The sequence below is a fragment of the Streptomyces rubiginosohelvolus genome (genome assembly GCF_014649875.1).
Classification (GTDB): Bacteria; Actinomycetota; Actinomycetes; order Streptomycetales; family Streptomycetaceae; genus Streptomyces; species Streptomyces rubiginosohelvolus.
Genome location: NZ_BMTW01000007.1, coordinates 97,271 through 115,124, shown reverse-complemented (window position 1 = coordinate 115,124; position 17,854 = coordinate 97,271). Strand labels below are relative to the sequence as shown.

The following is a 17,854-nucleotide window of genomic DNA, read 5'->3' as shown; positions in this document are numbered from 1 at the left end:
GCCCACGCCCGTCGCCGGTCCGTCTGCTGGACCGGCGACCGGATCGTGCCTCCGTTCGTGGGAGGATCGGGGGTGGCGGGCCAGGGCCGCGCACCCGGTGGCGCCGTTGGATTTCAGGCGCGAGCATGAGGAGCACCGTTGAGCAGGTTGCGCTGGCTGACCGCGGGGGAGTCGCACGGACCCGCACTGGTGGCGACGCTGGAGGGTCTTCCCGCCGGTGTCCCGATCACCACGGAGATGGTCGCGGAGGCGCTGGCCCGGCGACGGCTCGGCTACGGCCGCGGCGCGCGGATGAAGTTCGAGAAGGACGAGGTCACCTTCCTCGGCGGCGTACGCCACGGGCTCACCATGGGCTCCCCGGTCGCCGTCATGGTCGGCAACACCGAGTGGCCCAAGTGGGAGCAGGTCATGTCGGCCGACCCGGTCGACCCCGAGGAGCTGGCCCAGCTCGCCCGTAACGCCCCGCTGACCCGCCCCCGGCCCGGCCACGCCGACCTCGCGGGCATGCAGAAGTACGGCTTCGACGAGGCCCGGCCGGTCCTGGAGCGCGCCAGCGCCCGGGAGACCGCCGCCCGCGTCGCCCTCGGGACCGTCGCCCGCTCCTACCTCAAGGAGACCGCGGGCATCGAGATCGTCAGCCACGTCGTCGAGCTGGCCGCGGCCAAGGCGCCGTACGGCGTCGTCCCGGTCCCCGGCGACGTGGAGAAGCTGGACGCCGACCCGGTCCGCTGCCTGGACGCCGACGCGTCCAAGGCGATGGTGGCCGAGATCGACCAGGCCCACAAGGACGGCGACACCCTCGGCGGGGTCGTCGAGGTGCTGGCGTACGGCGTGCCCGTCGGGCTCGGCTCGCACGTCCACTGGGACCGCCGCCTGGACGCCCGGCTCGCCGCCGCGCTCATGGGCATCCAGGCCATCAAGGGCGTCGAGGTCGGCGACGGCTTCGAGCTGGCCCGGGTCCCCGGCTCGAAGGCGCACGACGAGATCGTCGCCACCGACGAGGGCATCCGGCGTACCTCCGGCCGCTCCGGCGGCACCGAGGGCGGGCTCACCACCGGTGAGCTGCTGCGCGTCCGCGCCGCGATGAAGCCCATCGCGACCGTGCCGCGCGCCCTGGCCACGGTGGACGTCACCACCGGCGAGGCCACCAAGGCCCACCACCAGCGCTCCGACGTCTGCGCCGTCCCGGCGGCGGGCATCGTCGCGGAGGCGATGGTCGCCCTGGTCCTGGCCGACGCGGTCGCGGAGAAGTTCGGCGGCGACAGCGTGGCCGAGACCCGTCGCAACGTCCAGTCGTACCTCGACCACCTCCAGATCCGATGAGCGGCCCCCTGGTCGTCCTCGTCGGCCCGATGGGCGTCGGCAAGTCCACCGTCGGCGAACTGCTCGCCGCCCGGCTCGGCACCACCTACCGGGACACCGACGCGGACGTGGTCGCCGAGGCCGGCAAGCCGATCGCGGAGATCTTCTACGACGAGGGCGAGGAGCACTTCCGCGCCCTGGAGCGCCGGGCCGTCGCCGCGGCCGTCGCCGGGCACCCGGGCGTCCTCTCCCTCGGTGGCGGAGCCGTCCTGGACGGGGCGACCAGGGAGCTGCTGGCCGGCCGGCCGGTCGTCTACCTCTCCATGGACGTGGACGAGGCCGTCCGCCGCGTCGGGCTCGGCGCCGCACGTCCTCTGCTCGCGGTCAACCCGCGCCGGCAGTGGCGCGAGCTGATGGACGCCCGCCGCCACCTGTACGAAGAGGTCGCCCGTACCGTCGTCGCGACCGACGAGAACACCCCCGAAGAGGTCGCCCAGGCGATCATCGACGCACTGGAACTGCCGGAGGGCCCAGCCGCCCCCGGCGTGGAGAACACCGGCATGACGCAGCAGGGCCCCACCCGCATCCAGGTCGCAGGCTCCGCGGGCTCCGACCCGTACGAGGTCCTCGTCGGCCACCAGCTCCTCGGCGAGCTGCCCCAGCTCATCGGCGACCGCGCGAAGCGGGTCGCCGTCCTGCACCCCGAGGCGCTCGCCGAGACCGGTGAGGCGGTCCGTGAGGACCTCGCCGCCCAGGGGTACGAGGCCATCGCGATCCAGCTGCCCAACGCGGAGGAGGCCAAGACCGTCGAGGTCGCCGCCTACTGCTGGAAGGCGCTCGGCCAGACCGGCTTCACCCGCACCGACGTCATCGTCGGCATCGGCGGCGGCGCCACCACGGACGTCGCCGGATTCGTCGCCGCCAGCTGGCTGCGCGGGGTCCGCTGGATCGCCGTCCCCACCACCGTGCTCGGCATGGTCGACGCGGCCGTCGGCGGCAAGACCGGCATCAACACCGCCGAGGGCAAGAACCTCGTGGGCGCCTTCCACCCGCCCGCCGGGGTCCTCTGCGACCTCGCCGCCCTGGCATCGCTGCCGGTGCACGACTACGTCTCCGGCATGGCCGAGATCATCAAGGCCGGGTTCATCGCCGACCCCGTCATCCTCGACCTGGTCGAGGCCGACCCCGAGGGTGCCCGTACGCCCTCCGGGCCGCACACCGCCGAGCTGATCGAGCGCTCCATCCGGGTCAAGGCCGAGGTCGTCTCCAGCGACCTCAAGGAGTCCGGACTCCGCGAGATCCTCAACTACGGCCACACGCTGGGTCACGCGATCGAGAAGAACGAGCGCTACAAGTGGCGCCACGGTGCCGCCGTCTCCATCGGCATGGTCTTCGCCGCCGAGCTGGGCCGGCTCGCCGGACGCCTCGACGACGCCACCGCCGACCGGCACCGCACGATCCTGGAGTCGGTGGGCCTGCCGCTCACCTACCGCGGCGACCAGTGGCCCAAGCTGCTGGAGAACATGAAGGTCGACAAGAAGTCGCGCGGCGACCTGCTGCGCTTCATCGTCCTCGACGGCATCGGCAAGCCCACCGTCCTGGAGGGCCCCGACCCGGCCGTGCTGCTCGCCGCCTACGGGGAGGTCTCCGCGTGACCCGCAGGGTCCTCGTCCTCAACGGCCCCAACCTCGGCCGGCTCGGCTCGCGCGAGCCCGACGTCTACGGGGCCACCTCCTACGCCGGACTCGTCGAGACCTGCACCGCGCTCGGCAAGGAGCTCGGCTTCGACGTCGACGTACGGGAGACCAACGACGAGGGCGAGCTGATCCGCTGGCTCCACGAGGCGGCGGACGGCTCCATCCCGGTCGTTCTCAACCCGGGCGCCTTCACGCACTACTCGTACGGCATGCGGGACGCGGCCGCCCAGCGCACCGCCCCGCTGATCGAGGTGCACATCTCCAACCCGTACACCCGCGAGGAGTTCCGGCACACCTCCGTGGTCGCGGCGGTGGCCACGGGCACGGTGGCCGGGTTCGGCATCGGCTCCTACCGGCTCGCCCTGCGCGCCCTGGCCGACGAACTGACGGACTGACACCCCGCGGTTCCCGTCCGCCCGCCGCGCGGCCGACGGGCACTTCGTACCCTCCCGGGCCGTTCACCCCGAGACGGCCCGGGAAGGTACGGTAGCCCTCCCAGCAGCGCCAGTTGCAGTGACGAGACGGAGTGGCACCGGATGCAGCACGCAGTGGGGGCCCCGCTGCCGCCCCACGGACCCGGTAGCGGGCACGTCGGCCGGCCTTACCAGGCCCAGCAGCCCGGCCACCCCGGCCACCCCGGCCCGCCCCCGATATCCCCGCCGCCCCCGGGCCCCGGGCAGGCACAGCCCGCGCCCCCGCCGCCGGGCCAGGGCCCACCCCCGCCGGCTCCCGGCCAGGCTCCTCCCACCCCCGGACACGCTCAGCCTTCGCCCGCACCCGGCCAGGTCCCGGGCCCCGGCTGGAGCGGCACCGGCCCCACGCCCCCCGCCAGGGAGGCCGTCGGACACACCGGACACGTCCAGCTGCCCCCGGGCGGCCCCGTTCCGCTGCCCGCACCCCCCGCCGAGCCCGGCACCGGCGGCGCGACGCTCGCCGTGCTGCTCATCGGCCCGGCCGGCGCGGGCAAGACCACCGTCGCCAAGCTCTGGGCGGCCCGCCGCCGGGTGCCCACCGCCCATGTCTCCCTCGACGACGTCCGCGAATGGGTCCGCTCCGGCTTCGCCGACCCGCAGGCCGGCTGGAACGACCACTCCGAGGCCCAGTACCGGCTGGCCCGCCGCACCTGCGGCTTCGCCGCCCGCAACTTCCTCGCCAACGGCATCTCCTGCATCCTCGACGACGCCGTCTTCCCCGACCGCCCGGTCGTCGGCCTCGGCGGCTGGAAGCGCCATGTGGGCCCCGGCCTGCTGCCCGTGGTCCTGCTGCCCGGCCTGGAGATCGTCCTGGAGCGCAACGCGGCGCGCAGCGGCAACCGTCGGCTCTCCGACGAGGAGGTCGCCCGGATCCACGGCCGGATGGCCGGCTGGTACGGATCCGGTCTCCCGATCATCGACAACTCCACGTACGACGTCGAGACCACCGCCCGCGTCCTGGACGACGTGCTGGCCCGTTCCATCGCGAGTCCGCCCGCCTGGTAGCGACGGGCCCCCGGGTGGGTGCGCTGGCCGGGCGGGCCACCGCACCCGCTCGTACGCTCGAACCATGTCTGAGGTGCACGCCGTCCGACGCGGGCTGCTCCGCGACCGGTGCGCCGCCGCGGGTTCCGCGGCCGCCCTGGTCTCCCGCCCCGCCAACGTCCGCTATCTCGCGGGCGGAGCGCCCCCCGGCGCCGTGCTGCTGCTCGGCCCCGGCGAGGACGTTCTGCTCTGCCCCCGCGCCCCGGCCGGCGAAGGCGCCCACGGGCGGCCCGACGAGGCCCTGCGGATCGACCTCCTGCCCGCCCCGGACGAGGACCCGGTGGTCGCCGCCGCCGGTCTCGCCGCCGAGTCGGGGGCGGAGTCGCTCGCCGTCGAGGAACACGATCTGACCGTGGCCCGGCACCGGGCCATGGGGAAGTCCGCCCCGCGCCTGGCCCTGGCCGATCTGGGCTTCACCGTGGAACAGCAGCGGATCGTCAAGGACGAGGAGGAGATCGGCTGCCTCCGGATCGCCGCCGAGATCACCGACCAGGCCCTCGGAGAGCTCCTCGAATCGATCCTCGTCGGCCGCACCGAACGCCACCTCGCCCTGGAACTGGAGCGCCGCCTCGTCGACCACGGCGCGGACGGCCCCGCCTTCGTCACCTCCGTGGCCACCGGACCCAACTCCGGCCAGGGACGCCACCGGCCCTCGGACCGCAGGGTGGAGGAGGGAGATTTCCTCTCCGTCCGCCTCGGCGCGAGCTACCACGGCTACCGCTGCGAGATCGGCCGTACGTTCGTCATCGGCACCGCCCCCGCCGAGTGGCAGATCGAGCTGTACGACCTTGTTTTCGCCGCTCAGCGGGCAGGCAGGGAGGCCCTGGCGCCCGGTGCCGCCTACCGGGACGTGGACCGTGCGGCCCGGCATCCGCTGGAGTCCGCAGGGCATGGAGAGGGCCTCCAGCCGGTGACCGGGCACGGTGTGGGGCTCGAAATCGAGGAGGACCCGCAACTGGCACCGACAGCCATGGGTAAACTGGACGCTTGTGTGCCGGTCACCGTCGGACCGGGGGTCCACCTCCCGGGCCGGGGCGGTGTCCGGATCGATGACACGCTCGTCGTGCGCCCCGAGGCGGACGGCGGACCCGAGCTACTCACCATGACGACCAAGGAGCTGCTCGCGCTCTAGCGCGGATCCTCGGTCGTTCCACCAGCTTCAGTCCAGGAGATTCCGCAACCGTGGCTTCCACGAACGACCTCAAGAACGGCATGGTGCTCAAGCTCGACGGAGGCCAGCTCTGGTCCGTCGTCGAGTTCCAGCACGTCAAGCCCGGCAAGGGCCCTGCCTTCGTGCGCACCAAGCTCAAGAACGTGCTCTCCGGCAAGGTCGTCGACAAGACGTTCAACGCCGGCGTGAAGGTCGAGTCGGCCACCATTGACCGCCGCGACATGCAGTTCTCGTACATGGACGGCGAGTACTTCGTCTTCATGGACATGGACACGTACGACCAGCTCATGGTCGACCGCAAGGCCGTCGGCGACGCCGCCAACTTCCTGATCGAGGGCTTCACCGCCTCCGTCGCCCAGTACGAGGGCGCGGTGCTCTACGTCGAGCTGCCCGCCGCCGTCGAGCTGACGATCCAGCACACCGACCCGGGCGTCCAGGGCGACCGCTCCACCGGCGGCACCAAGCCCGCCACCCTGGAGACCGGTTACGAGATCGGCGTGCCGCTCTTCATCACCACCGGCGAGAAGATCAAGGTCGACACCCGCTCGGGCGACTACCTCGGCCGGGTGAACAGCTAACCGTGGCCGCCCGGAACAAGGCCCGCAAGCGCGCCTTCCAGATCCTCTTCGAGGCCGACCAGCGCGGTGAGTCCGTGCAGAGCGTCCTCGCGGACTGGGTACGGCACTCGCGGACCGACGACCGTCAGCCGCCGGTCGGTGAGTTCACGATGGAGCTCGTCGAGGGGTACGCGCAGTACGCGGACCGGATCGACGACCTCATCGTCACCTACGCCGTGGACTGGGAGATCGACCGTATGCCGGTCGTCGACCGGAGCATCCTGCGGCTCGGTGCGTACGAGCTGATCTGGATGGACGAGACCCCTGACGCCGTGGTGATCGACGAGGCCGTCCAGCTCGCCAAGGAGTTCTCCACCGATGACTCCCCGTCCTTCGTGAACGGCCTGCTGGCCCGTTTCAAGGACCTCAAGCCGAACCTCCGCCGGGAGCAGTAGCCCCGGCGGCCCCGATTCGGCCGCACACCACGAAGGGCCCACAGCCGACCGGCTGTGGGCCCTTCGGTGTACCCGGGGCGACCTCGGGCACAGAGACGCCGGGTGGGCGGGGACCTTCGGGTCCCCGCCCACCCGGCGGCACGTTTCTGCTGCGGGGTCCGGCCCCGCTCGCTCAGCTCTCGTCGTGGGAGACCGCGCGGCGCGCGTCCGCGTCCAGCACGCCCCAGCTGATGAGCTGCTCCGTCAGCACGGACGGCGACTGGTCGTAGATCACGGCCAGCGTGCGCAGGTCGTCCTGGCGGATCGAGAGCACCTTGCCGTTGTAGTCACCGCGCTGGCTCTGGATGGTCGCCGCGTAGCGCTGCAGCGGACCGGCCTTCTCCGGCGGGACGTGGGCGAGGCGCTCCAGGTCCAGGACGAGCTTCGGCGGCGGCTCGGCGGCCCCGCCCGGCGTCGTGCCGGGCAGCAGCTCCTGCACCGGGACCCCGTAGAAGTCCGCCAGCTCGGCGAGACGCTGCACGGTCACGGCACGGTCGCCGCGCTCGTACGAACCGACCACGACGGCCTTCCAGCGACCCTGGGACTTCTCCTCCACGCCGTGGAGGGAAAGGCCCTGCTGGGTGCGGATGGCACGGAGTTTGGCCCCGAGCTGTTTTGCGTATTCGCTGGACATATGGCTCCCCGGACGCTGGAACAGTGTGCGGCTCCGCCGCGTGGCTGGTAACTCACTGTGAGGTTACGCAGCGTTACTTGGATGCGTCAAGCCGAATGGTCCGGACCGGCACCTCCCGGGGGTGGGGCCAGGGCCGGGCGCAAGCCCTGGTAGCGTGGATGACGCAAATTCGACGTCCTTTAACGATCCGTCCCGTGAGGCGGAGAAGGAGGTCCGTTTCTTATGGACGCACAGCACGACGCCACCGGCAACGCGGCGCGCCCCGTTCTCGAGGCCCCCGACATCGCCCGTGTGCTGACCCGTATCGCCCACGAGATCGTCGAACGCGCCAAGGGCGCCGACGACGTGGTGCTGCTCGGCATCCCGACCCGGGGCGTGTTCCTCGCCCGCCGGCTCGCCGACAAACTCGAAGAGATCACCGGCCGGAAGACGCCGGTCGGATCGCTCGACATCACCATGTACCGCGACGACCTGCGGCTGCGCCCGGCGCGCGCCCTGGCCCGCACCGACATCCCCGGCGAGGGGATCGAGGGCAGCCTGGTCGTCCTGGTCGACGACGTGCTCTTCTCCGGCCGCACGATCCGCGCCGCCCTCGACGCGCTCGGCGACATCGGCCGCCCCCGCGCGGTGCAGCTCGCGGTCCTCGTCGACCGCGGCCACCGGGAGCTCCCGATCCGCGCGGACTACGTCGGCAAGAACCTCCCCACGTCGCTGCGGGAGACGGTCAAGGTCCAGCTCGCCGAGGAGGACGGCCGCGACGCCGTGCTGCTCGGCGTCAAGCAGGCCGCCCCCGCGGACGCGCAGTAGCCCGAACGCTCCCGTACGCCCCTGTGGGGACGTACGGCGCCCTTCTGCGCGCCCGCATGCCTGAAACCCCCTCCAGCCACCCGGAGAACCCCAGATGAAGCGTCACCTCATCTCGGCCGCCGACCTCACCCGCGACGACGCCGTCCTGATCCTCGACACCGCCGAGGAGATGGCCCGGGTCGCGGACCGGCCGATCAAGAAGCTCCCCACCCTGCGCGGCCGTACCGTCGTCAACCTCTTCTTCGAGGACTCGACCCGGACCCGCATCTCCTTCGAGGCGGCCGCCAAGCGGCTGTCCGCCGATGTCATCAACTTCTCCGCCAAGGGCTCCTCCGTCTCCAAGGGCGAGTCCCTGAAGGACACCGCCCTGACCCTGGAGGCGATGGGCGCCGACGCCGTCGTCATCCGGCACGGCGCCTCCGGCGCCCCCTACCGGCTCGCCACCTCCGGCTGGATCGACGGGGCCGTGGTCAACGCCGGCGACGGCACCCACGAGCACCCCACCCAGGCCCTGCTTGACGCCTTCACCATGCGCCGCCGGCTCGTCGGCCCCGACGCCGGGCTCGGCCGCGACCTGGAGGGCCGCCGCATCACGATCGTCGGCGACATCCTGCACAGCCGCGTCGCCCGCTCCAACGTCCACCTGCTCACCACGCTCGGCGCGCACGTCACCCTGGTGGCCCCGCCCACCCTCGTCCCCGTGGGCGTCGAGCAGTGGCCCTGCGACGTCAGCTACAGCCTCGACGACGTGCTGGCGAAGTCCGATGCGGTGATGATGCTGCGCGTGCAGCGCGAACGGATGAACGCCGCCTACTTCCCGACCGAGCGCGAATACTCCCGCCGCTACGGCCTGGACGGCGAGCGGATGGCGAAGATGCCCGAACACGCCGTCGTCATGCACCCCGGCCCGATGGTCCGCGGCATGGAGATCACCGCCGAGGTCGCCGACTCCGACCGCTGCACGGTCGTCGAGCAGGTCGCCAACGGCGTCTCCATCCGCATGGCCGTGCTCTACCTGCTGCTCGGCGGCTCCGACACCGCGCTGTCCGCCGCCCCCGCCCGTACCGAGGAGAACAAGTAACCATGAGCAAGATCATTGTCCGCGGTGCGCGGATCCTCGGCGGCGAGCCGCAGGACGTCCTGATCGACGGCGAGACCATCGCCGAGGTGGGCACCGGCCTCGACGCCGAGGGCGCCACCGTGATCGAGGCCGAGGGGCAGATCCTGCTGCCCGGCCTGGTCGACCTGCACACCCATCTGCGCGAGCCCGGCCGCGAGGACTCCGAGACCGTCCTCACCGGCACCAAGGCCGCGGCCGTCGGCGGCTTCACCGCCGTACACGCCATGGCCAACACCTTCCCCGTCGCCGACACCGCCGGCGTCGTCGAGCAGGTCTGGCGGCTCGGCAAGGAGTCCGGCTACTGCGACGTGCAGCCCGTCGGCGCCGTCACCGTCGGCCTGGAGGGCAAGAAGCTCGCCGAGCTCGGCGCCATGCACGACTCGGCCGCCGGGGTGAAGGTCTTCTCCGACGACGGCAAGTGCGTCGACGACGCCGTGATCATGCGCCGCGCCCTGGAGTACGTGAAGGCCTTCGACGGCGTCGTCGCCCAGCACGCCCAGGAGCCCCGCCTCACCGAGGGCGCCCAGATGAACGAGGGCATCGTCTCGGCCGAGCTGGGACTCGGCGGCTGGCCCGCCGTCGCCGAGGAGTCGATCATCGCCCGCGACGTCCTCCTCGCCGCCCACGTCGGCTCCCGCGTCCACATCTGCCACCTCTCCACCGCGGGCTCCGTGGAGATCGTCCGCTGGGCCAAGTCCAAGGGCTGGAACGTCACCGCCGAGGTCACCCCGCACCACCTCCTCCTCACCGACGAGCTGGTCCGCACCTACAACCCGGTCTACAAGGTGAACCCGCCGCTGCGCACCGAGGCCGACGTCCTGGCCCTGCGCGAGGCGCTGGCCGACGGCACGATCGACTGCGTCGCCACCGACCACGCCCCGCACCCGCACGAGGACAAGGACTGCGAGTGGGCCGCGGCCGCCATGGGCATGGTGGGCCTGGAGACCGCGCTCTCGGTCGTCCAGCAGACGATGGTGGACACCGGTCTGATCGACTGGGCGGGCGTCGCCGACCGCATGTCGTTCCGCCCCGCGGCCATCGGCCGGCTCGAAGGACACGGCCGTCCCGTCTCGGCGGGTGAGCCCGCCAACCTCACTCTGGTCGATCCGGCATACCGTGGAGCAGTGGACCCCGCGGGCTTCGCGTCCCGCAGCCGCAACACCCCCTACGAGGGCCGTGAGCTGCCGGGCCGTGTCACCCACACCTTCCTGCGGGGCCGTGCCACGGTCGTCGACGGGAAGCTCGCGTGACAACTCTGACCCCCCTGTACCACCTGGCCGCCGAGCAGAAGTCGGCGGAAGTGACGGACTGGGCCGCCCGCATCGCCTGGGTGGTCGGCCTGTTCGTCTTCATCGCCCTCGTCTACTGGCTGATGCGCCAGGGCTGGAAGTGGCGCGCCAGCCTCCAGTCGGACCTGCCGGAGCTCCCGGCCACCCCCGAGGACTTCGACGGCGACGAGACGCTGCTGACGCTGGAGGGGCGCTACCACGCCTCCACCACCGCCGGGCAGTGGCTCGACCGGATCGTCGCGCACGGGCTCGGCACCCGCAGCCGTACCGAGCTGACGCTCACCGCCCGCGGCCTGGACGTCGTACGCCCCGGAGCGGCCGACTTCTTCATCCCGGCCGACGCCCTGCGTGAGGCCCGCCTCGACCAGGCGCTCGCCGGCAAGGTCCTCCCCGAGGGCGGCCTGCTGATCATCACCTGGGCGCACGGCGAGAAGCTGATCGACTCCGGCTTCCGCTCCGACCGCTCCGCCGAGCACCAGGCCTGGGTCGACGCCGTCAACCGGCTCACCGGCGCCCCGGCCGCCACCGAACTCACCAGCACCACGACGGAAGGCACCGCACGATGACCCTCTCCACCCGGGGGGCACAGACCCCCGCCGTACTCGTCCTGGAGGACGGCCGCGCCTTCCGCGGCCGCGCCTACGGGGCCGTGGGGGAGACCTTCGGCGAAGCGGTGTTCTCCACCGGCATGACCGGCTACCAGGAAACGCTGACCGACCCCTCGTACCACCGCCAGGTCGTCGTCATGACGGCCCCGCACGTCGGCAACACCGGCGTCAACGACGAGGACCCCGAGTCCGGCCGCATCTGGGTCTCCGGCTACGTCGTCCGCGACCCCGCCCGCAAGCCATCCAACTGGCGCTCGCAGCGCTCGCTGGACGAGGAGCTGGCCGCCCAGGGCGTCGTCGGCATCAGCGGTGTCGACACCCGCGCCCTCACCCGCCACCTGCGCGAGCGCGGCGCGATGCGCGTCGGGATCTTCTCCGGCGAGGCGATCCCCGACGAGGGCACCCTCCTCGCCAAGGTCCGCCAGGCCCCCGAGATGACCGGCGCCGACCTCTCCGCCGAAGTGGCGACGAAGGAGGCGTACGTCGTCCCCGCGATCGGCACGAAGAAGTTCACCGTCGCCGCGATCGACCTCGGCATCAAGGGCATGACCCCGCACCGGATGGCCGAACGCGGCATCGAGGTGCACGTCCTGCCCGCCACCGCCACCCTGGAAGAGGTGTACGCGGTCCGGCCCGACGGCGTCTTCTTCTCCAACGGCCCCGGCGACCCGTCCACCGCCGACCACCCCGTCGCCCTGATGCGCGGCGTCCTGGAGCGCTCCACCCCGCTCTTCGGCATCTGCTTCGGCAACCAGATCCTCGGCCGCGCGCTCGGCTTCGGCACCTACAAGCTGAAGTACGGCCACCGCGGCATCAACCAGCCGGTGCAGGACCGCACCACCGGCAAGGTCGAGGTCACCGCGCACAACCACGGCTTCGCCGTCGACGCCCCGCTCGACAAGGTCTCCGACACGGAGTTCGGCCGCGCCGAGGTCTCCCACGTCTGCCTGAACGACCAGGTCGTCGAGGGGCTCCAGCTCCTGGACCGGCCCGCGTTCAGCGTCCAGTACCACCCCGAGGCGGCCGCCGGCCCGCACGACGCCGCGTACCTCTTCGACCGCTTCGTTTCCCTGATGGAGGGCCAGCGTGCCTAAGCGCTCCGATATCCAGTCCGTCCTGGTCATCGGCTCCGGTCCGATCGTCATCGGCCAGGCCGCCGAGTTCGACTACTCCGGCACCCAGGCCTGCCGCGTCCTCAAGGCCGAGGGCCTGCGCGTCATCCTGGTGAACTCCAACCCGGCGACGATCATGACCGACCCGGAGATCGCCGACGCCACCTACGTCGAGCCGATCACCCCCGAGTTCGTCGAGAAGATCATCGCCAAGGAGCGCCCCGACGCGCTCCTGCCCACCCTCGGCGGCCAGACCGCCCTGAACACCGCGATCTCCATGCACGAGAACGGTGTCCTGGAGAAGTACGGCGTCGAGCTCATCGGCGCCAACGTCGAGGCGATCAACAAGGGCGAGGACCGCGACCTCTTCAAGGGCGTCGTGGCAGCCGTCAAGGAGAAGATCGGCTACGGCGAGTCCGCCCGCTCCGTCATCTGCCACACCATGGACGACGTCATCGCCGGCGTCGACACCCTCGGCGGCTACCCCGTCGTCGTCCGCCCCTCCTTCACCATGGGCGGCGCCGGCTCCGGCTTCGCCCACGACGAGGAGGAGCTGCGCCGCATCGCCGGACAGGGCCTCACGCTCTCCCCGACCACCGAGGTGCTCCTGGAGGAGTCCATCCTCGGCTGGAAGGAGTACGAGCTGGAGCTGATGCGCGACAAGAACGACAACGTCGTGGTCGTCTGCTCCATCGAGAACTTCGACCCGATGGGCGTCCACACCGGCGACTCCATCACCGTCGCCCCGGCGATGACGCTCACCGACCGCGAGTACCAGCGGCTGCGCGACGTCGGGATCGCGATCATCCGCGAGGTCGGCGTCGACACCGGCGGCTGCAACATCCAGTTCGCCATCGACCCCACCGACGGCCGGGTCATCGTCATCGAGATGAACCCGCGCGTCTCCCGCTCCTCGGCGCTCGCCTCCAAGGCCACCGGCTTCCCGATCGCCAAGATCGCCGCCAAGCTGGCCGTCGGCTACACCCTGGACGAGATCCCCAACGACATCACCGAGAAGACCCCGGCCTCCTTCGAGCCGACCCTCGACTACGTCGTCGTCAAGGCCCCCCGCTTCGCCTTCGAGAAGTTCCCCTCCGCCGACGCCACCCTCACCACCACCATGAAGTCGGTGGGCGAGGCCATGGCCATCGGCCGGAACTTCACCGAGGCCCTCCAGAAGGCCCTGCGCTCGCTGGAGAAGAAGGGCTCGCAGTTCGCCTTCACCGGCCCGGTCGGCGACAAGGCCGAGCTGCTCGCGGAAGCGGTCCGCCCGACCGACGGCCGCATCAACACCGTCATGCAGGCGATCCGCGCCGGAGCCACCCAGGAAGAGGTCTTCGACGCCACGAAGATCGACCCCTGGTTCGTCGACCAGCTCTTCCTGATCAAGGAGATCGCCGACGAGCTGGCCTCCGCCGAACGCCTGGACGCCGACCTGATCGCCGAGGCCAAGCGACACGGCTTCTCCGACGCCCAGATCGGCGAGATCCGCGGTCTGCGCGAGGACGTCGTCCGCGAGGTCCGGCACGCGCTCGGCATCCGCCCGGTCTACAAGACGGTCGACACCTGCGCCGCCGAGTTCGCCGCGAAGACGCCGTACTTCTACTCCTCCTACGACGAGGAGAGCGAGGTCGCGACCCGCACCAAGCCGGCCGTGATCATCCTCGGCTCGGGCCCCAACCGCATCGGCCAGGGCATCGAGTTCGACTACTCCTGTGTGCACGCCTCCTTCGCCCTGAGCGACGCGGGCTTCGAGACCGTCATGGTCAACTGCAACCCGGAGACCGTCTCCACCGACTACGACACCTCCGACCGGCTCTACTTCGAGCCGCTCACCCTGGAGGACGTCCTGGAGATCGTGCACGCCGAATCGCTGGCGGGCCCGATCGCCGGAGTCATCGTGCAGCTCGGCGGCCAGACCCCGCTCGGCCTCTCCCAGGCGCTCAAGGACAACGGCGTGCCCGTCGTCGGCACCTCCCCGGAGGCGATCCACGCCGCCGAGGACCGCGGCGCCTTCGGCCGGGTCCTGGCCGAGGCCGGACTGCCCGCGCCCAAGCACGGCACCGCCACCACCTTCGCCGAGGCCAAGGCCATCGCCGACGAGATCGGCTACCCCGTCCTCGTACGGCCGTCCTACGTCCTCGGCGGCCGCGGCATGGAGATCGTGTACGACGAGACGCGTCTCGCCTCGTACATCTCCGAGTCCACCGAGATCAGCCCCACCCGGCCGGTCCTGGTCGACCGCTTCCTCGACGACGCCATCGAGATCGACGTGGACGCCCTCTACGACGGCCACGAGCTCTACCTCGGCGGCGTCATGGAGCACATCGAGGAGGCCGGCATCCACTCCGGCGACTCGGCCTGCGCCCTGCCCCCGATCACGCTCGGCGGCTTCGACATCAAGCGGCTGCGCGCCTCCACCGAGGGCATCGCCAAGGGCGTCGGCGTGCTCGGACTGATCAACATCCAGTTCGCGCTCTCCGGCGACATCCTCTACGTCCTGGAGGCCAACCCGCGCGCCTCCCGCACGGTCCCCTTCACCTCGAAGGCGACCGCCGTCCCGCTCGCCAAGGCCGCCGCCCGCATCTCCCTGGGCGCGACCATCGCCGAGCTGCGCGAGGAGGGCCTGCTGCCGAAGACCGGCGACGGCGGCACCCTGCCGCTGGACGCGCCGATCTCGGTCAAGGAGGCCGTGATGCCGTGGTCGCGCTTCCGCGACATCCACGGCCGGGGCGTCGACACGGTCCTCGGCCCGGAGATGCGCTCCACCGGTGAGGTCATGGGCATCGACTCGGTCTTCGGCACGGCGTACGCCAAGTCGCAGGCCGGCGCGTACGGCCCGCTGCCCACCAAGGGCCGCGCGTTCATCTCGGTCGCCAACCGGGACAAGCGCTCGATGATCTTCCCCGCCCGCGAGTTGGTCGCCCACGGCTTCGAGCTGATGGCCACCTCCGGCACCGCCGAGGTCCTCAAGCGCAACGGCATCAACGCCATCGTCGTACGCAAGCAGTCCGAGGGCCCCGGCCCGAACGGCGAGAAGACGATCGTCCAGCACATCCACGACGGCGAGGTCGACCTCATCGTCAACACGCCGTACGGCACCGGCGGCCGCCTCGACGGCTACGACATCCGCACCGCGGCCGTCTCCCGCTCCGTGCCGTGCCTGACCACGGTCCAGGCGCTCGCCGCCGCCGTCCAGGGCATCGACGCCCTCAACCACGGCGACGTGGGCGTCCGTTCCCTCCAGGAACACGCCGAGCATCTGACAGCGGCGCGCGACTAGCCGCCCGAGAGGGGGACACCGGAAACGGTGTCCCCCTCTTTGCGAGCCCTGTCGAGCACACCGAGCACCAAGGACATCTCTTCATGTACAAGCTCTTCTTCCGGCTGGTCTTCAAGCGGATGGACCCCGAGCAGGCCCACTACGCCGCCTTCCGCTGGATCCGCCTCGCCGCCCGGATCCCCGTCCTGCGCACCTTCGCCGCCGCCGCCCTCGCCCCCCGCTACCAGGAGCTGCGCACCGAGGCCCTCGGCCTGCGGATGCACGGCCCCTTCGGGCTCGCCGCCGGCTTCGACAAGAACGCGATCGCGATCGACGGCATGGCGATGCTCGGCTTCGACCACATCGAGATCGGCACCGTCACCGGCGAACCGCAGCCCGGCAACCCCAAGAAGCGCCTCTTCCGGCTCGTCGCCGACCGCGCGCTGATCAACCGCATGGGCTTCAACAACGAGGGCTCCGCCGCCGTCGCCGCCCGCCTCGCCGCCCGTAACCCGGTCTTCCGCACCACCGTCGGCGTCAACATCGGCAAGACCAAGGTCGTCCCCGAGGCCGAAGCCGCCGCCGACTACGTGAAGTCCACCGAGGCCCTCGCCGCCCACGCCGACTACCTGGTCGTCAACGTCTCCTCGCCCAACACCCCCGGCCTGCGCAACCTCCAGGCCACCGAGTCGCTGCGCCCGCTGCTCACCGCCGTACGCGAGGCCGCCGACCGCACCGTCACCAACCGGCGCGTTCCGCTGCTCGTCAAGATCGCCCCGGACCTGGCGGACGAGGACGTCGACGCCGTCGCCGACCTGGCCGTGGAGCTGGGCCTGGACGGCATCATCGCCACCAACACCACCATCGCCCGCGAGGGCCTCGGCCTGAAGTCAGGACCGGAGCTGCTGGGCGAGACCGGCGGACTCTCCGGCGCACCCCTCAAGGCACGCTCGCTGGAGGTCCTGAGCCGCCTGTACGCCCGGGTGGGGGACCGGATCACCCTGGTGGGCGTCGGAGGCATCGAGAACGCCGAGGACGCCTGGCAGCGCATCCTCGCCGGGGCCACCCTCGTCCAGGGCTACAGCGCCTTCATCTACGAAGGTCCCTTCTACGCCCGCGCGATCCACAAGGGCCTCGCCGCCCGGCTCGCCGCCTCCCCGTACGCCACCCTCGCCGAGGCCGTCGGCGCCGAGACCCGGAAGAAGGCCGCCCTGTGACCCCCGAACCCTTCGGCGCCCGCCTGCGTCACGCCATGGACACCCGCGGGCCGCTCTGCGTCGGCATCGACCCGCACGCCTCCCTGCTCACCTCCTGGGGCCTGAACGACGACATCGCGGGCCTGGAGCGCTTCACCCGGACCGTCGTGGAGGCGCTGGCCGACCGGGTCGCCGTGCTCAAGCCGCAGTCCGCGTTCTTCGAGCGGTTCGGCTCGCGCGGCATCGCCGTCCTGGAGAAGGCCGTCGAGGAGGCCCGCGCCGCCGGGGCCCTGGTCCTGATGGACGCCAAGCGCGGCGACATCGGCTCCACCATGGGCGCCTACGCGGCGACCTACCTGGACAAGGACTCCCCGCTCTTCTCCGACGCGGTCACCGTCTCCCCGTACCTGGGCTTTCGCTCGCTGCGCCCGGCGCTGGACGCCGCCGCCGTCTCCGGTGCGGGCGTCTTCGTCCTCGCCCTCACCTCCAACCCGGAGGGCGCCGAGGTCCAGCGGGCCACGGCCGCCGACGGCCGCTCGCTCGCCCAGCTGATGCTCGACCACATGGCCGCCGAGAACGAGGGGGCGACTCCGCTCGGCTCGGTCGGCGCGGTGGTCGGTGCGACGCTCGGCGACGCGGGGGTGGACCTGGCCATCAACGGGCCGCTGCTCGCGCCCGGCATCGGCGCCCAGGGAGCGACCCCGGCGGATCTTCCGGCGGTGTTCGGCGACGCGGTGGGCAACGTGGTGCCCAGCGTGAGCCGGGGCGTGCTGCGCCACGGCCCGGACGCGTCCGGGCTGCGCGAAGCGGCCGGACGGTTCGCGGACGAGGTCCGCGGCGCCGTATCCGGCAGCTGACCCTGACACGTTTACAGCGTGTTGACGAATTACTGACGGGAAACCTGGTCGATATGTCGGGAAAATCCTGGTCGGCCACAGCTGACCAGGACTTTTCGTCTGTTCTCGCTGACTACAGCGGCCCTTGGCGCTAGTCTCCGTCGAAGAGCGGCCGAGCACAGTGTGTCCGGCTCTCACCTGGTGGGGTGGCGTCCAGCTTCCCCGCCGGTCCGTATCCGACAGATCGACATC

General features: G+C 71.6%; 16 protein-coding genes. 15 read left to right on the top strand and 1 reads right to left on the bottom strand.

The annotated features are described in order from the left end of the window. The first annotated feature begins 138 nt into the window (after positions 1-138). The 7 genes from aroC to nusB all read left to right on the top strand — a co-directional run bounded on the left by aroC (position 139) and on the right by nusB (position 6,699). On the top strand, positions 139-1,323 hold the full coding sequence (gene aroC / locus IE134_RS17870; protein WP_030712602.1) for a chorismate synthase: 1,185 nt from the start codon (positions 139-141) through the stop codon (positions 1,321-1,323). Beyond that, positions 1,320-2,957, top strand: coding sequence for a 3-dehydroquinate synthase (gene aroB, locus IE134_RS17865; RefSeq protein WP_097948007.1), 1,638 nt, complete (start codon positions 1,320-1,322; stop codon positions 2,955-2,957). The genes aroC and aroB overlap by 4 nt, the downstream gene beginning before the upstream one ends. Continuing rightward, positions 2,954-3,394 carry a type II 3-dehydroquinate dehydratase gene (aroQ, locus tag IE134_RS17860; protein WP_030712607.1) on the top strand — a complete coding sequence of 147 codons (441 nt, stop codon included), beginning with the start codon at positions 2,954-2,956 and terminating at the stop codon, positions 3,392-3,394. Before aroB ends, aroQ begins: the two co-directional genes overlap by 4 nt. A 141-nt stretch (positions 3,395-3,535) precedes the next feature. After that, positions 3,536-4,477 carry an AAA family ATPase gene (locus IE134_RS17855; RefSeq protein ID WP_189431037.1) on the top strand — a complete coding sequence of 314 codons (942 nt, stop codon included), beginning with the start codon at positions 3,536-3,538 and terminating at the stop codon, positions 4,475-4,477. A 64-nt stretch (positions 4,478-4,541) separates the two neighbouring features. Further along, the gene (locus IE134_RS17850) at positions 4,542-5,648 is read left to right on the top strand and encodes a M24 family metallopeptidase (RefSeq protein ID WP_030712612.1); all 1,107 of its coding nucleotides are present in this window, start codon (positions 4,542-4,544) and stop codon (positions 5,646-5,648) included. 50 nt (positions 5,649-5,698) lie between these two features. Further along, on the top strand, positions 5,699-6,265 hold the full coding sequence (gene efp / locus IE134_RS17845; RefSeq protein ID WP_010057334.1) for an elongation factor P: 567 nt from the start codon (positions 5,699-5,701) through the stop codon (positions 6,263-6,265). 2 nt (positions 6,266-6,267) lie between these two features. After that, positions 6,268-6,699 carry a transcription antitermination factor NusB gene (nusB, locus tag IE134_RS17840; protein WP_010057335.1) on the top strand — a complete coding sequence of 144 codons (432 nt, stop codon included), beginning with the start codon at positions 6,268-6,270 and terminating at the stop codon, positions 6,697-6,699. Positions 6,700-6,871: 172 nt separating this feature from the next. Here nusB and bldD read toward each other — a convergent pair whose 3' ends face one another. Continuing rightward, positions 6,872-7,372: a transcriptional regulator BldD gene (gene bldD / locus IE134_RS17835; RefSeq protein WP_006123181.1), complete on the bottom strand. Its 501-nt coding sequence runs from the start codon at positions 7,370-7,372 to the stop codon at positions 6,872-6,874. A 222-nt stretch (positions 7,373-7,594) separates the two neighbouring features. Here bldD and pyrR point away from each other — a divergent pair, with 222 nt between their 5' ends. From pyrR to pyrF, 8 genes are all read left to right on the top strand, one after another. Continuing rightward, entirely contained in the window at positions 7,595-8,179 is a 585-nt protein-coding gene (gene pyrR, locus IE134_RS17830; RefSeq protein ID WP_010057338.1) for a bifunctional pyr operon transcriptional regulator/uracil phosphoribosyltransferase PyrR, read from the top strand. A 94-nt stretch (positions 8,180-8,273) separates the two neighbouring features. Beyond that, the gene (locus tag IE134_RS17825) at positions 8,274-9,260 is read left to right on the top strand and encodes an aspartate carbamoyltransferase catalytic subunit (protein WP_030712615.1); all 987 of its coding nucleotides are present in this window, start codon (positions 8,274-8,276) and stop codon (positions 9,258-9,260) included. Positions 9,261-9,262: 2 nt separating this feature from the next. After that, positions 9,263-10,549, top strand: coding sequence for a dihydroorotase (locus IE134_RS17820; RefSeq protein ID WP_030712619.1), 1,287 nt, complete (start codon positions 9,263-9,265; stop codon positions 10,547-10,549). Beyond that, positions 10,546-11,154 carry a PH-like domain-containing protein gene (locus IE134_RS17815; protein ID WP_030712622.1) on the top strand — a complete coding sequence of 203 codons (609 nt, stop codon included), beginning with the start codon at positions 10,546-10,548 and terminating at the stop codon, positions 11,152-11,154. The genes IE134_RS17820 and IE134_RS17815 overlap by 4 nt, the downstream gene beginning before the upstream one ends. Beyond that, entirely contained in the window at positions 11,151-12,290 is a 1,140-nt protein-coding gene (gene carA, locus IE134_RS17810; protein ID WP_030712624.1) for a glutamine-hydrolyzing carbamoyl-phosphate synthase small subunit, read from the top strand. Before IE134_RS17815 ends, carA begins: the two co-directional genes overlap by 4 nt. After that, positions 12,283-15,591 carry a carbamoyl-phosphate synthase large subunit gene (gene carB, locus IE134_RS17805; protein ID WP_030712626.1) on the top strand — a complete coding sequence of 1,103 codons (3,309 nt, stop codon included), beginning with the start codon at positions 12,283-12,285 and terminating at the stop codon, positions 15,589-15,591. Before carA ends, carB begins: the two co-directional genes overlap by 8 nt. Positions 15,592-15,674: 83 nt before the next feature. Then, on the top strand, positions 15,675-16,787 hold the full coding sequence (locus tag IE134_RS17800; protein WP_189431034.1) for a quinone-dependent dihydroorotate dehydrogenase: 1,113 nt from the start codon (positions 15,675-15,677) through the stop codon (positions 16,785-16,787). Then, on the top strand, positions 16,784-17,623 hold the full coding sequence (pyrF, locus tag IE134_RS17795; RefSeq protein WP_189431031.1) for an orotidine-5'-phosphate decarboxylase: 840 nt from the start codon (positions 16,784-16,786) through the stop codon (positions 17,621-17,623). The genes IE134_RS17800 and pyrF overlap by 4 nt, the downstream gene beginning before the upstream one ends. Positions 17,624-17,854 lie beyond the last annotated feature (231 nt).

Excerpts from the sequence above, each read along its gene's own strand:
- aroB (WP_097948007.1), top strand. The coding sequence starts at position 1,320 with ATGAGCGGCCCCCTGGTCGTCCTCGTCGGCCCGATGGGCGTCGGCAAG.
- IE134_RS17855 (WP_189431037.1), top strand. The coding sequence starts at position 3,536 with ATGCAGCACGCAGTGGGGGCCCCGCTGCCGCCCCACGGACCCGGTAGC.
- IE134_RS17850 (WP_030712612.1), top strand. The coding sequence starts at position 4,542 with ATGTCTGAGGTGCACGCCGTCCGACGCGGGCTGCTCCGCGACCGGTGC.
- bldD (WP_006123181.1), bottom strand. The coding sequence starts at position 7,372 with ATGTCCAGCGAATACGCAAAACAGCTCGGGGCCAAACTCCGTGCCATC.
- pyrR (WP_010057338.1), top strand. The coding sequence starts at position 7,595 with ATGGACGCACAGCACGACGCCACCGGCAACGCGGCGCGCCCCGTTCTC.
- IE134_RS17825 (WP_030712615.1), top strand. The coding sequence starts at position 8,274 with ATGAAGCGTCACCTCATCTCGGCCGCCGACCTCACCCGCGACGACGCC.
- IE134_RS17820 (WP_030712619.1), top strand. The coding sequence starts at position 9,263 with ATGAGCAAGATCATTGTCCGCGGTGCGCGGATCCTCGGCGGCGAGCCG.
- carA (WP_030712624.1), top strand. The coding sequence starts at position 11,151 with ATGACCCTCTCCACCCGGGGGGCACAGACCCCCGCCGTACTCGTCCTG.
- IE134_RS17800 (WP_189431034.1), top strand. The coding sequence starts at position 15,675 with ATGTACAAGCTCTTCTTCCGGCTGGTCTTCAAGCGGATGGACCCCGAG.